Genomic DNA, 13,006 nt, shown 5'->3' with positions numbered 1-13,006 from the left:
CGGGCCACCCGCGAACGGGCCCGACCCCGAGGGCAGCGCCGTCCACTCGTCGGGCGGTCAGCCGTTCACACGCGTGGGCGCCAGCCGGCCGGCGGGTCCTCGCCGACCAGTCCGTCCACCGCCTCGCGGAGCAGGTCGGCGTGGCCGGTGTGCCGGCCGTACTCCTCGACGAGGTCGCAGACGAGCCGGCGCAGGCTGGCGTGGCGGCCGTCGGGCGTGGCGGCGTGGACGAGTTGGTCGAGCCCGCCATCGGCCAGGGCCGCGTCGAGCCTCGCGCGGGACCGTTCGACGGCGCCGTCCCACAGCGCGTAGAGCTGCTCGGGGGCGTCGGTGGCGGCGGAGGCGAACAACCAGTCGTTGTCGCCGTCCCAGGCCATGCCCTCCCAGGGCGCGCCGATCGGCTGCCCGGTCAGCCTGGAAGTGAACGTGCTGTCCTCCACGGCGGCGAGGTGCTTGAGCAGGCCGCCGAGGGTCAGCGAGGAGGCGCCGAAGCGGGTCCGCAGCGCGGCGGCGTCGAGGCCGTCGGCCTTCCAACGAAAGGTCGTTCGCAGCCGGTCGAGCGCGCCGACGAGATGCTCGACCTCGGTGCCGGCGAGGGGCGGCTCCCACGGGTACTCGCTGGTGGTCATCGCGCCACCGTAGCCCGCGCCACCGACAACCCTGTCCGCGGAGCCGCGGACCCTGTGCGAACTCGACCTGCGCGTCGACCGACGGGCACCACCGACTGACGAACCGGTCAGCGACAGAGGGAATCGACGTACCGCTCGAAGTCGGGAAACTCGGCCCGTGCCGCCTCGATCACCTCGGGCACGGTCCGGCGTGCCTGCGGCGCGTAGTGCTTGGCGATCGCGGTGCGGCGGGCGTCCGGGCGGGGGCGGTGCTCGTGGCGTGGCCACATGGTCGCCTCCAGCGGGCCGAAGCCACCGGCCAGCAGCCACAGGTAGGCCCCCAGGTCGCAGGCGACCACGGACGTCTCGCCTTCGGAGCCGAGGAACACCACCGGCTGACGGTCGACCGGCTCACCCGGCCGGACCAGCCAGAAGGCGGCCAGTCCGCCCGTGCCGTCCTGGCCGAAGATCCGCAGGTCCAGACCGTCCATCGAGCTGTTGCCGCTCCACGCGTGCCACCACTCGGCGGTCTCGCCGAGGGTGAGAAAGCTGTCGTACGGCTCGAAGTCGACGCCGTCGCCGCCGGCGTAGTCGAAGCCGCCGCCCTGGGCCTCCCGCAGCGCGGCGGGAAGGGTGAGTTCTCCTCCGGTCACCGGCGCACGGTAGCGGAAGACCACGACAGAAACGGGTCGACGGTTCAGGGGCCGGCCGCCGACCCGACGGCAATGACGTATCTCATATTGACGCGAATCGTCCAATGTGATGCATTGGCCACTTCCCTGGGATGACGCGCAGTCCTTTCTCAGACGGACCGGAAACAGATTGCAACCAAGGGGTAGCGCATCGCTTCATGTCGTTGCATACTTGCCGCCGACGCACAGCTGATCCCGGCGTGCCGATCCGCCCGAAAGGTTATTCCGTGAAGCGTGACCAGTCGCCTGTGCTGCCGGGCAGCGGCGCCACCGACTATGCACGCTATATGCGCACGGACGCGCTGCTCGACCTGCAACGGCCGCCGGCCGAGATGATCCACCGCGACGAACTGCTCTTCCAGGTGGTGCACCAGTCGGCGGAGCTGTGGCTCAAACTGGCGGCGGCCGAGTTGACCGAGGCGACCGCCCGGGTGGGCGCCGGGGACCCCGCGGCGGCCGAGGCGCTGCTGGCGCGGGCGACGCTCGCCGTGCGGCTGATCACCGACCAGCTGGAGATGTTCCGACACCTCTCCCCCGTGGACTTCCAGGCGATGCAGCCCGCGCTGGGCAACGGCTCCGGCGCCGAGTCGCCGGGCTGGCGGCAGGTCCAGGCGGCCAGCCGGCAACTCGGGCGCGCGTTCGCCGACTGCCTCGCTGACCGGGGGATCCCGGCGACGGCGTTGTGCCCGGCAGACCCGGCGGACCCCGTCCACCGGCTGGCGGAGGCGATGGTGGAGTGGGACGAGCGGGTGTCGCTGTGGCGCACGCGGCACTACCAGGTGGCCCTGCGGGTCGGCGGTCACGCTCCGGCCGGCACCCCGGGCAGCCCGGCCACCATGCTCGCCAAACTTGTCGGGCACCGGTTCTTTCCCGATTTGTGGCAGGCCCGACTCCAGCCCGCGGCCGACGATTCCGGTGCCGCCAAGCCCTGACATCCGCACTTGCCGGCGGTGACCGGCGTCCGCCCATTGTGGTGCCGATTCGGAAATGTCGAGGGGCGCTTCGTGCACGAATTGACGAGCTGGTTGTCCGGTACGGCCGACCCGCGCACTTTTCCCTACCCGGCGGTGCTGCGCGAATTCCATCGGGTCGGCAAACACTTCGTCGAAAAGGAACTCCTCGCCCTGCTCGACGAGACGCGGGCGAGAGTGGCCGGCGCGACGACGGCCGGCGACGACGAGGCGCGGCTGTTGAGCGACTTCCTCGACGTGACGCTCGACAAGTGGGACGGCCGCTACGACTACCGCAGCTACCTGGCCCTACGCCTGCTCCGGCTGCCCTGCGGCGCGGACGACCCGCCCCCGGCCGAGGACGACGCCACCGCCCGGCGCGCCCGTGACCGGCTGTTCGTCCGCCTGGTCGCCGACGCGTTGGCCTTCGAGTTGGCCGCCGCCGCCCACACCACCGACCTGCTCCCGCAGCAGCGTCCGGGGCCGCCGGTGGTGACCAAACGCTGCCGCCTCGGCGTCCGGGCCGCCCTGCCCCCGCTGGCCCGCCTCGGCCTGGCCGGGGCGGTCGGCGACGGCGGTCCGACGACCACCGCCGCCGCGCTGCACGCCGTCGCCGCCGACCTCGACGCCGACGGGGATCAAACGCTGCGGCTGAGCATGCTGCCGGTCCACGTGACCCACGACGAATACCTGTTCATCCGGGTGCTCCAGGCGTACGAGTGCCTCTTCGCCGGGGTCGCCGACGAGCTGCGCGCCGCCGTCGCCGCGCTGGCCGGGGCCGTGCCACGTGCGGCGGCCGACCGGCTGGGGTACGCCGGGGACCTGCTCGGCGCCGCCGGCCCGCTCTTCTCGCTGCTGGCCACCATGCAGGCGGAGTCGTTCCGGACGTTCCGGCAGTACACCGAGGGGGCCAGCGCCATCCAGTCCCGCTCCTACAAGCTCGTGGAGTCGCTCTGCCGTACGCCGGAAGGAGACCGGCTGGACTCGGTGGCCTACCGGTCGGTGCCGGAGGTGCGGTCCCTGGTGCGGGCCGGCCAGCCGACGATCGACGAGGCGTACCGGTCGGCCGTGCGTGCGGGCCGGCTCGACGGCGCGGACCGCATGCTGGTGGCGCGGCGGATGGAGACGTTCGCCGGGGCCCTGTCGCAGTGGCGGCGCACGCACCACCGGATCGCCACCCGGATGCTCGGTCCCCGCTCCGGGACCGGCTACACGGAGGGCACCCCTTATCTGGCGGCGGTCCGCGACGTGCCGGTCTTCACGGCCGTCACCGCCGATTCCCGCCCGGTCGACCCGATCGGAGGCCGCACCGCGTGAGTCGATCCCACCCCGCGCCCGGGCCTGACGCGCCCCGGTGCCTCGACGCCGCCGCGCAGGCCGCGCTGCGCGCCGAGTTCCCCCTGCTGGAGACCTGTGTCTACCTGAACAACAACTCCACCGGCGCGGTGCCGAGGGGCGCGGAGCGGGTGCTGCACGACTACTGGGAGACGCTGCGCACCTGGCGGGACGACGTGTGGCAGGGCTGGCACGTCGGTCTCGACCGGTACGCCGACTCGGTGGCCGCCCTGATCGGCGCACCGCCGGGCAGCGTGGTCACCGACGCGAACCTGAGCACCCTGCTCGCCCGGGTGGCGTCCTGCTTCGACTACCGCCCGCCGCGCGACCGGGTCGTCACCACCGACCTGGAGTACCCGACGGTGCCGTTCGTCTTCCGGGCGTTCGGCCGCTACGGCGCCCGCCTCGACGTGGTCGGCACCGGCGGCCCCCACCTCGACCAGGAGGCGCTGGAGGCGCGCCTCGACGAGCGGACGCTGCTGGTGTGCGTGTCGCACGCCAGCTTCACCTCCGGCGCCACCGTCGACCTGCCCCGCCTGGTCGCCCGCGCCCACGACGTCGGCGCGCTGGTGGTGGTGGACGCCTTCCAGACCGTGGGGGTGGTGCCGATGGACGTCACCGCCCTCGGTGTCGACGTCGTCCTCGGCGGCGCGCACAAGTGGCTCTGCGGCGTCGGCACCGCCTTCCTCTACGTCCGCCCCGACCTGGTGCCGGAGCTGACGCCGGCGGCCACCGGCTGGCAGGCCGGCGACCGGGCGTTCACGTTCCAGCCGTCCACCGGCTGGGCGCCCGACGCCCGGCGGTTCGCCGGCGGCACGCCGTACCCGGTCACCTCCCTGGTCTCCCAGGTCGGCCTGGACCTGCTGGCCGGGATCGGCACCGAGGCCATCCGGTGGCACTCGCTGGCCCTCACCCAGCGGGTCCTCGACCGGGCCGGCGAGGCCGGCATCGCGGTGGTCAGCCCCACCGCGCCGCACCGCCGCGGCGGCGTGGTGTGCCTGGACGTGCCCGACGGCGAGGCGGTGAAGCGGCGACTCGCCGCCCGTGACCTGATCTGCAGTTGGCGCGGCTACCTGCGGGTCGGTCCGCACGTCTACAACACCCTCGACGAGGTCGACGCGTTCATGGACGCGCTGGAGAAGGAGCTGCACCGGTGACCGTCACCCTCTCGCCGCGGGCGCTGATGAGCCTGCTCGCCAACGGTCCGAAGGCCATGGACGTGCTGGAGACGGCGTTCAGCATGGGCCTGCTCGACGCGCTGGAGCCCGGGCCCGTCCGTCTCGACGCGCTGGCCACCCGGTTCGGGGTACGCCCGCTACGGCTCTACAAGTTTCTCGACTGCCTGGAGAGCCTGGGCTTCCTGACGCGCGACGAGCCCGAGGACGACATCGGCACGACCAGCTACCGTGCCGTGCCGGGGCTGCGCGACGCGGTCGCCGCGGTGGTCGGCCCCGGCGCGGTCGAGCGTGACCGGGACCGCTATCCCTGGCGGCGGCTGCACGGCCGGCTGCCCGAGAGCCTGCGCGGCCGGGTCAGCATCGGCGACGACGACTTCGCCTGGCCGCCGAAGACCGACGCGCAGACCGCCGAGTTCGAGCGCAGCATGGCCGTCGGGCTGGGACCGGTGATCGAGGCGGTACGGCGGCACGCCGATCTGCTGTGGCCGGACCGGCGTCGCCTGCTGGAGGTGGGCGGTGGCGACGGGACGCTCGCCGCGCACGTCCTCGACACCGCGCCGGGCCTGCGGGCCGACGTCTACAACCTGCCGGCGGTGGCGCCGTTGGTGGCGGCCACCCGGGTCGCGCGGGGGCACCCCGAGCGGCTGGGGTTCGTCGGCGGCGACTTCCTGACCGAGCCGCTGCCCAAGGGGTACGACGCGATGTCGTTCGTGCGGGTGCTGCACGACTGGCCGAACGAGGTGGCCCGCCACCTGGTGGAGCAGGCGTACGCGGCGCTGGAGCCAGGTGGGCTGCTGCTGATCTGCGAGGAGTTCCGCACCCCGGACCGGCTGGCCATGCAGTTCTTCTGGAGCTACTTCCTGATCGGCGTGGACAGCTGCGTCAGCCGGCTGCGCGAGGCGGAGTTCTACACCAAGCTGCTCGCGGAGGTCGGCTTCGAGCGGGTGGCGGTGCTGCCCGGCACCTGGGAGCTGGTCGTCGCGTACAAGCCGAACCCGGCTGGCTGACCGGCCCCGCCCCGGCCGCGCCTTCCGCCCTTCTTCGTCGCCTTGCGGCCCGGTCGAACAGCAACGTCGGCCTCGTCGCGCCTGACCGCAGGGCCGTCCCTGGTCTCGACGCGCCGCTGCACGGGGCGGATCACCCGGACCGGGTGGGGTGTGCTCACCCCGGTGCGGGACAGAGTGGTGACCCACGACAGCCAGGGAGGCACCATGACGCTCCGCTCCAAGGTCAACATCGCGCCGACCGACGACGTGCCGCTGAAGCCGGCGCATGGCTACCGACTGCGCCGGCAGCGGCATCCGATCGGTGTCCGGGGCGGGCCGCGCCGAGCCCCGCGCGGCTACCGACTGCCCGACGCGGAGCGGCGGCAGATCCGGGCCGCGTACGACCTGCGGGAGCGGCAACTGGTGCGGGCTCTGGTGACGGCCGCCGGGCAGCCCGGCGACGCGGCGGAGAACCTGGCCGGGCAGTTGGAGCAGCGACTGGACGCGCTGGTACACCGCGCCGGCTTCGCCCGGACCGTCGGCGAGGCCCGCAGCCTGGTCGAGCACAACACGTTCACCCTGGACGGCGGCAAGGTCAACCGTCCCTCGTACCTGGTGCGACCGGGACAGGTAATTCAGGTACGCCCGGAGCGGCAGTGCCCCACACCGGCTGTGGTCGCCGCAGGCGGGTTCCGCGACGTCGAGTCCCCGCCGTACCTGGACGTCCGGCCGGAGGAATTCACCGCGACGCTGACCCGGGAGCCGCGCCGGCAGGAGGTGCCCGACCTGCGCGGCGTCCCGCTCACCGTCCGGTCCGACTAGGTCAGCCCACACCACACCGGCCCCGGCACGTGGACCACGAGGCGCGGTCGGTCAGGCAGCGGCCACAGCACCGCAGGACGGACAGGCTCTCACGGTGCGGCGACGGACACCGGCACGCTGAGTCGGCCCTCGTTTCCGCTGCGATCCAGCCCGGACACGCAGTAGGAGAGCGAACGGTCGGTCGGGGCGGTGCGGTCGACCCAGCCCGTACCCCGGACGGTGCCGACGAGCCGGGCCGCATCGCCGTCCACCCGGTAGACGGCGAAGCTCGCGGCCCCGTCCCCGCGCCAGGTCAGCGCCACCTCGCCGTCGCCGTGACGGCGCGCGCCGGTGACCGTGGGGGCGGCCGGCGGTGCCGCTGGTAGGTGCGCCATCGCGGGCACGAGTGCCGGGCCGGCGTAGTGCGCCCCGCTGTACCGGCTGACCGCCCCGAGCTTGTCGGCGCGCACCTGCCGGGCGCTGAAGTGCACGCTCCCGCTCACCCCGTGCCGCCGGTTGAGGGCGAGCTGGCGGTCCAGCTCGGCCGGGTCGCGCCAGGCGCCGCGCTCGCCCACCCGGTAGTCGGCCTGGCCGATGTAGAGCTGCACGCGGGTGCCCTTCACCATGGCCGCCCACCACGGCAGCAGCGTGGCGTAGTCGGCCCTGTCGAATCCGATGTGCCAGTAGAGCTGCGGCACGACGTAGTCCAGCCACTGCTCCCGCACCCAGAGTCGGGTGTCGGCGTAGATGTCGTCGTAGCTCTGCAGCCCGGCTGTCGCGGAGCCGGCCGGGTCGGTGCGCTTGTTCCGCCAGATGCCGAACGGGCTGATGCCGAACTTCACCCACGGCTTGATCACCTTGATCCGCTCGCTCATCTCCCGCACGAGGGTGTTCACGTTGTCCCGGCGCCAGTCGTGCTTGTCCGCGGACCGCCCGCCGTACCGGGCGAACGCCGCGTCGTCGGGGAAGTCCTGCCCAGCCTCCGGATAGGGGTAGAAGAAGTCGTCGAAGTGCACCCCGTCGACGTCGTACCGCCGCACCGCCTCCAACATCGAGTCCTCGACGAAGGTGCGCGCCTCGGGGATGCCCGGGTTGAAGTAGAGGCGGCTACCGGGCTTGTCGGCGCTGGGATAGGTCACTACCCAGTCCGGGTGCCGGCGCAGCGGGTGGGTCGGCGCGAGCCGGTCCAGCCGGGGGCCGGGTCCGCCCACCGTGGCCGGCTGCCCGCCCCGGTACGGGTTGAACCAGGCGTGGAACTCCAGGTTGCGGGCGTGCGCCTCGGTGACCATGAACTCCATCGGGTCCCAGCCCGGGTCGCGGCCGTCGCGCCGCCCCGTCAGCCACTGCGACCACGGCGCGTACTCCGACGGCCAGAGCGCGTCCCCGCTCGGCCGCACGTGCACGAAGACCGCGTTGTGGTTGCGCCGCACGGCCAGGTCCAGCCAGCCCCGGAACTCCGCCCGCACCGTCTCGGCCGGCAGCCCGCGCCGGCTCGGCCAGTCGATGTTGTTCACCGTCGTGATCCACATGCCGCGCAACTCTCGGGGCGCCCGGGCCGCCCGGCCGGCGCAGGTCGGGGTGCCGTCCCTCGGGCCGGTGCCAGGCGCCGCAGCGATGGCGGACGCGTCACCCGGCGCCGATGCGCCGCCGCCGGCATCCGGGTCCCGCAGCGACCAGGCACCGGCCGCGGCCGCTACGGCGAGCGCGGCGACCACCGCGACCAGCGCGTGGGTACGACGACGGTGGGCGGGGGGAACGGGCGGAGCAACGACGGGCATCGCCCCAGTCTGCCCAGTTGCTGCCCGCCGGGTGAACCAGTCCGCCCCTTACGTGACGATCGGACAATGCCGGCTGCCGGCCCTGTGCCGCGATACCTGCCGGGGTCGGACGAACATCGACTGCTCAACCAGTGGAGCGGGGAGCCACGGACCTGAGCCGAGGCACGCAACCGCGGCGAGGGAGACGAAGCGGGCGGTTCCGGCTGCGGCGCGGCTACCTGAACCCGACCTCCGGCACCGCCGGAGGCGGCACCGGCGGCGGCACCGGCGGCCGCAGGAGCTTCGCGATCGGTGTGGCGACCAGCCTCGCAACCCCAAGGCCGGCGTGGTCGCGGTGTCCCTCATCCCGCAGTTCGTCACCGCCGACGGCCCGGTGCTGGCCTCCTCGATCGCCCTCGGCGCCGTCTGGGCCACCGTCTCCGGCACCTGGTTCTGCCTGTACGCCTGGACCGTCGACAAGGGCCGTGCCCGAGCCAAGAGCCCAGCCGTGCAGCGCTTCCTGCAGGCGGCGGCCGGCGTCACCATGCTCGGCCTCGGCACCGCGGTGGCGGTCGGCACCTGACCATCGGAGATCTTCCCTTGCCGGCGTCGACTAGCTTGCACACATAGACATAGATGACTGTCGTGGTGCACGGTGGAGGACGGACACATGACCGAGCCGGGAGACCCGCAGCAGAGCAACGAGCGGCCGCCGGATGGCGCGGTGTCGACGGCGTCACCGGGTCGACGGCGGAAGGCACTGCTGTTCGGCTGCGCCGGCCTGGTGCTCGCCCTGGTCGCCGGCCTCGTCGTATGGCTGAACCTGCCGACGCCCGAACGCAATCGGGAGCCCTTCGACCAGGCGGTGGCCAGCCTCGGGAACGCCCGCGGAGTGCGTTACACGGGTGCCGCGACGGACGCGGCGTTCACTGGCAAGCAGACGCGGCGGGACATCACGGTCACCGCCCACGGGGAGCAGTACGGCACCGTCAGCGTGCCGGACCTGAACATGGATCTGAAGGTGCTCCGGGTCGGTGGACGGGTCTACGGCTACGAGACGAGCAACGGGCGGTGGGCCCGGTGGCGGACCGGCGGCTACACGAGGCGGCTGCTCGGCCCGATGTCCGAACAGCTCGTCTCCCCTGGCGCGCTTGCTGATCAACTGTCGGAGGCCCTGGACGCGCTGCCCAGGCTGCCCGCGCCCGAGGACCCGGACCTGCCGGCCCTCTCGGTGGACGGGGTGCCGGCGTTGCGGGCCGACACGGCGGCGGGCACCCTCCTGGTGGCCAAGGACCCACCGTACCGCGTACTGCGGTTGGAGCCGGGCACCGAGACGCCACGGTCGGGTCAACCGCAGCCGACCGGTCAGGACGAAGCCCCGTCCGACGCCGCGGCTTTCGACAGTCTGGACATCGCTCCGCTCTCCGACGGCCAGGCCGAGCAGATGTACGACACCCTCGCGGCCGAGACCGCGCAACTGGCCGGCGCCGAGGACGCGGACGTCGACTTCGCTCTGGAAGGCGACGGCACCCTAAAGTGCAGGCCCAGTGGCTGCCACGTCCGGCAGAGCTTCACCGGAACGCTGTCCACCGACGCCGCGACCCGCATCACCGCCGGCCAGATCACCGTCAGCATGACGGTCACCATGGACATCGAGGGGCGGCGGGCCGGCGGCTGCAGCAGCCCTCCGAGGACCCTTCCGCTCACCGGGAACACCGTCTCCGGTCAGCAGTCCTGCTCGGCCCCGGAGGCCGGCCCGGTGTGGGCCGCCGTCGACGCCGAGAAGCGGGCCAGGGCCAAGGCGGAGTCCAGGGCCACCGGCCGGTCGGTCACCTACACCGTCCGCTCACATGCCCGCGCCGAGGTGATCGCACAGGCCGTCACCAAGGTCGAGGTGGACCGGCTGCTCGAACGGCAGCGGCAGCAGCGCAACTCCACGGAATGCCCGACGCCCAACAGCTTCGTCCCCGGCACCCTCGTCCTGCTCGCCGACGGCAGCGCCCGCCCGATCGAACGGGTCACCCCGGGCGTCCGGGTCCGCGCAACCGATCCGGTCACCGGCCGCACCACCGGCGAGCCCGTGCTCGCCCAGATCACCGGCGGCGGCCCGAAACACCTCGACCAGCTCACCGTCACCGACGGCCGGCAGACCGGCACCGTCATCGCGACGGCCGGCCACCCGTTCTGGAACCCCGACCGGCGGGCCTGGATCGACGCCGGCGACCTACGCCCCGGCGCGGCCCTCGCCGGCCCGCCAGGCTCCCGCCCGGTCCGCGTCACCGGTACGCGCGCCTACCAGCGGAACCTGACCGTCCACAACCTCACCGTCGCCAACGTCCACACCTTCTACGTGCTGGCCGGAGACACGCCTGTCCTGGTGCACAACTGCGCGATGAAACGTGGCGCGAAGGCGCTGAAGGGGATCAAGGTTCCCAACTCCTACGAGGGGCTCGACATCGCGCACGTACGGCGGAACCACGTCCTGGGCGGTGCCGGGGTGACCAGCGGCAAGGACCTGTGGCCGGCGAAGATCACCGACGCGGAACTGGAGTCCATCGCCCGGGCGGCGTTGCGGAACAACCCGCGCGTGGTCGGCTACGATCCTGAGACACGAATGGTCCAGGCGACCGCCGTGGTCGACGGCAGGAAAGTGCGGTTCCAGATTCCCCGTGGCGGCGGCCGGATGAGATCGATCTACCCGCAGTGAATCCGTCGCGCTCCGGCCGAAGCCGCCGGCCGCCGGCTCGTTGACAGAGGCTCGGAGCATGTTCGCGATCAACATTCCGTTGGACAGCCTGCGGGTCGACGCACGTGCACCCGAACTCCACCTGCACGGCCAGACCTGGATCACCATCGACGGCCACGACTTTCCCGAACGGCACTGGGCCGACTCTCCGCTGTCGTTCCTCGGCTCGCTGCGGGCCGCGATCCGGGAGGCCGCCGGCGGTGAGGAGGCGGATTTCTACTTCTGGGAAGGCGCCTATTTCGTGAAGCTCGTTCCCCGGCCGGACGGCGTCGCCGTGTTCGCGGTGCACGACGCCGACCTGGACGAGGGCGGAGCCGTCGAGGCGAGTTGCGTGTCCACGCTCGGCGAGCTCGGCCGGCTGTATCAGGCGGAGGTCTCCCGCCTGATGGAGTGGGCCCAGCGGCACCAGGAACGGGACCTGCGGGCGTTCCTGGCCCGGATCCTGCCCCTGTCCGAGTTGGACCGGCCGTGAGGATGCTCGGGGAGTCCTGCCGGCGTGGACCGACCGCTGTGGGCCTGGGAACGGGATCGCCGGCCGGACGCGTCAGGCAGCTGCCGTCCGGCTCGCCAGCGCGCGGGAGAGCCTGCGGACGGCCTCGTCCATGAGGTCGGGTGGCGCGGCCGCGTAGGTGAGGCGCAGGTGTGGTGCCGGGGGTTCGGCGGCGTACCACGGCCGCCCGGGGAAGACCACGACGCCCTCATGGGCCGCAGCGGCGGCCAGCGCGACGTCGTCGGTGCCGTCGGGCAGGCGGGCCCACAGGTGCAGGCCGCCCCGCGGAACCACCTGCGGGGCGAGTGGGGGCAGGTGCCGCCGCAGCGCGGCCAGCAGTGCCGCGCGCCGCGCCTGCAACGCGGCGCGCACGGTGCGGTGGTGACGCGCCCACACCGGGGAGGTGACGAACTCGATCGTGGCCTGCTGCAGGGGGCCGGCCACGAAGAAGTCGTCGAGCAGTCGGCCTGCCCGCAGGCGGGCGCCGGCCGGGCCACGGGCGCCGATCGCCGCGACACGGAGCCCGGGCGCGGCGGACTTGGTCAGGGAGCGCAGGTAGACGACGTGTCCGTCGGGGTCGTCGGCGGCCAGTGGAGGTGTGGCCTCGCCGTCGATGGCGAGGTCCCGGGCGTAGTCGTCCTCGATCAGGAACGCCCCGGCGTCGCGTACGGCGGCGCAGACCTCGGCGCGGCGGTGGGCCGCCAGGGTCGCGCCGGTGGGGTTGGCGTACAGCGGTTGGCAGTAGAACAACCGCGCGCCGGTGCGGGTGAACGCGGCGGCCAGTTGGTCGGGCCGTACGCCGTCGGCGTCGGCGGGGACGGGCACCACCCGCAGTCCGGCGGCGCGGGCCGTGGCCAGCGCGCCCAGGTAGGTCGGCGACTCGACGAGCAGGGTGTCACCGGGGGCGGCGAGTGCGCGGAGCGCGGAGGACAGCGCGGCCTGTCCGCCCGGGCAGATCACCATGTCGCCGGCGCTCAGCCCGCCTCCGGCCGCGCGGGCGAACCAGGCGCGCAGGTCCTCGCGTCCCTCGGCCGGGCCGCGTTGCCACGACGCGGGCTGTCGGGCGGCTCGGGCCAGCGCGGCGCCGAGCGCGGCGGCCGGTTGGAGATCCGGGTCCAGGTAGCCGCCGGACAGCGGTATCGCGTCCGAGGGCGGTAGCGCCAGTAACGCCTGCATGTCCTCCTCGCCGGGTGGGCGAGGGCCGAGGGCCACGGTCTGCCAGGACAGGTCCGACCCGGGCTGCCGCGTGGGCGCGGTGGCCACGAAGGTGCCCCGCCCTGATCGCGCCTCGACCAGTCCCTCTGCGGTGAGCTGCCGGATCGCCTCGGTGACCGTCACCGGGGAGGCCTGGTGGCGCGCGGTCAGCTCGCGTACCGACGGCAGCCGGTCCCCCGGGGCGGCCCTGGCGACGAGCGCGCGCAGATCTTGGATGACACGCTCGGCTGCGTTACCGTTGCCCATGA

Annotated in this window: 12 protein-coding genes; 8 read left to right on the top strand and 4 right to left on the bottom strand. The window is 73.3% G+C overall.

The genetic code is table 11. The features are described 5' to 3' along the window. Positions 1 to 65: 65 nt before the first annotated feature. Both ACGFZ2_RS15340 and ACGFZ2_RS15335 read right to left on the bottom strand, forming a co-directional pair. On the bottom strand, positions 66 to 629 hold the full coding sequence (locus ACGFZ2_RS15340) for a DUF664 domain-containing protein (protein ID WP_393453826.1): 564 nt from the start codon (positions 627 to 629) through the stop codon (positions 66 to 68). A 107-nt stretch (positions 630 to 736) separates the two neighbouring features. Further along, positions 737 to 1,261, bottom strand: coding sequence for an SMI1/KNR4 family protein (locus ACGFZ2_RS15335; protein WP_393453823.1), 525 nt, complete (start codon positions 1,259 to 1,261; stop codon positions 737 to 739). 266 nt (positions 1,262 to 1,527) lie between these two features. On the opposite strand from ACGFZ2_RS15335, the gene ACGFZ2_RS15330 reads away from it, so the two are divergent. The 5 genes from ACGFZ2_RS15330 to rpsD all read left to right on the top strand — a co-directional run bounded on the left by ACGFZ2_RS15330 (position 1,528) and on the right by rpsD (position 6,571). Continuing rightward, complete coding sequence (locus ACGFZ2_RS15330; protein ID WP_393453820.1) at positions 1,528 to 2,232, top strand: tryptophan 2,3-dioxygenase family protein; 705 nt, start codon at positions 1,528 to 1,530, stop codon at positions 2,230 to 2,232. Between the two features lie 72 nt (positions 2,233 to 2,304). Beyond that, complete coding sequence (locus tag ACGFZ2_RS15325) at positions 2,305 to 3,567, top strand: hypothetical protein (protein WP_393453817.1); 1,263 nt, start codon at positions 2,305 to 2,307, stop codon at positions 3,565 to 3,567. Beyond that, positions 3,564 to 4,742, top strand: a complete 1,179-nt coding sequence (locus ACGFZ2_RS15320) for an aminotransferase class V-fold PLP-dependent enzyme (RefSeq protein WP_393453814.1) — start codon at positions 3,564 to 3,566, stop codon at positions 4,740 to 4,742. The genes ACGFZ2_RS15325 and ACGFZ2_RS15320 overlap by 4 nt, the downstream gene beginning before the upstream one ends. Next, positions 4,739 to 5,770 carry a methyltransferase gene (locus ACGFZ2_RS15315; protein WP_393453811.1) on the top strand — a complete coding sequence of 344 codons (1,032 nt, stop codon included), beginning with the start codon at positions 4,739 to 4,741 and terminating at the stop codon, positions 5,768 to 5,770. The genes ACGFZ2_RS15320 and ACGFZ2_RS15315 overlap by 4 nt, the downstream gene beginning before the upstream one ends. Positions 5,771 to 5,974: 204 nt before the next feature. Further along, positions 5,975 to 6,571: a 30S ribosomal protein S4 gene (gene rpsD, locus ACGFZ2_RS15310; RefSeq protein WP_393453808.1), complete on the top strand. Its 597-nt coding sequence runs from the start codon at positions 5,975 to 5,977 to the stop codon at positions 6,569 to 6,571. An 89-nt stretch (positions 6,572 to 6,660) separates the two neighbouring features. On the opposite strand, the gene ACGFZ2_RS15305 is transcribed toward rpsD, so the two are convergent. After that, complete coding sequence (locus ACGFZ2_RS15305; protein ID WP_393453805.1) at positions 6,661 to 8,328, bottom strand: family 10 glycosylhydrolase; 1,668 nt, start codon at positions 8,326 to 8,328, stop codon at positions 6,661 to 6,663. A 31-nt stretch (positions 8,329 to 8,359) separates the two neighbouring features. Here ACGFZ2_RS15305 and ACGFZ2_RS15300 point away from each other — a divergent pair, with 31 nt between their 5' ends. The 3 genes from ACGFZ2_RS15300 (at position 8,360) to ACGFZ2_RS15290 (ending at position 11,525) form a co-directional block, all read left to right on the top strand. Further along, positions 8,360 to 8,890, top strand: a complete 531-nt coding sequence (locus ACGFZ2_RS15300) for a LysE family translocator (protein WP_393267349.1) — start codon at positions 8,360 to 8,362, stop codon at positions 8,888 to 8,890. An 87-nt stretch (positions 8,891 to 8,977) separates the two neighbouring features. Further along, the gene (locus tag ACGFZ2_RS15295) at positions 8,978 to 11,014 is read left to right on the top strand and encodes a polymorphic toxin-type HINT domain-containing protein (RefSeq protein WP_393453802.1); all 2,037 of its coding nucleotides are present in this window, start codon (positions 8,978 to 8,980) and stop codon (positions 11,012 to 11,014) included. 58 nt (positions 11,015 to 11,072) lie between these two features. Continuing rightward, a complete protein-coding gene (locus ACGFZ2_RS15290; protein WP_393453799.1) occupies positions 11,073 to 11,525 on the top strand; it encodes a hypothetical protein in 453 nt (150 codons plus the stop codon). Between the two features lie 72 nt (positions 11,526 to 11,597). On the opposite strand, the gene ACGFZ2_RS15285 is transcribed toward ACGFZ2_RS15290, so the two are convergent. After that, on the bottom strand, positions 11,598 to 13,004 hold the full coding sequence (locus tag ACGFZ2_RS15285; RefSeq protein ID WP_393453796.1) for a PLP-dependent aminotransferase family protein: 1,407 nt from the start codon (positions 13,002 to 13,004) through the stop codon (positions 11,598 to 11,600). Between the last annotated feature and the right edge of the window lie 2 nt (positions 13,005 to 13,006).

The sequence above is a fragment of the Micromonospora sp. NPDC048063 genome (genome assembly GCF_043202855.1).
Classification (GTDB): Bacteria; Actinomycetota; Actinomycetes; order Mycobacteriales; family Micromonosporaceae; genus Micromonospora.
The sequence above is the reverse complement of the archived record's forward strand: the minus strand, read 5'-3'. Positions and strand labels throughout refer to the sequence as shown.

Coding starts and splice junctions, on each gene's coding strand:
- ACGFZ2_RS15340 (WP_393453826.1), bottom strand. CDS start 629: ATGACCACCAGCGAGTACCCGTGGGAGCCGCCCCTCGCCGGCACCGAG.
- rpsD (WP_393453808.1), top strand. CDS start 5,975: ATGACGCTCCGCTCCAAGGTCAACATCGCGCCGACCGACGACGTGCCG.
- ACGFZ2_RS15305 (WP_393453805.1), bottom strand. CDS start 8,328: ATGCCCGTCGTTGCTCCGCCCGTTCCCCCCGCCCACCGTCGTCGTACC.
- ACGFZ2_RS15295 (WP_393453802.1), top strand. CDS start 8,978: ATGACCGAGCCGGGAGACCCGCAGCAGAGCAACGAGCGGCCGCCGGAT.
- ACGFZ2_RS15290 (WP_393453799.1), top strand. CDS start 11,073: ATGTTCGCGATCAACATTCCGTTGGACAGCCTGCGGGTCGACGCACGT.
- ACGFZ2_RS15285 (WP_393453796.1), bottom strand. CDS start 13,004: ATGGGCAACGGTAACGCAGCCGAGCGTGTCATCCAAGATCTGCGCGCG.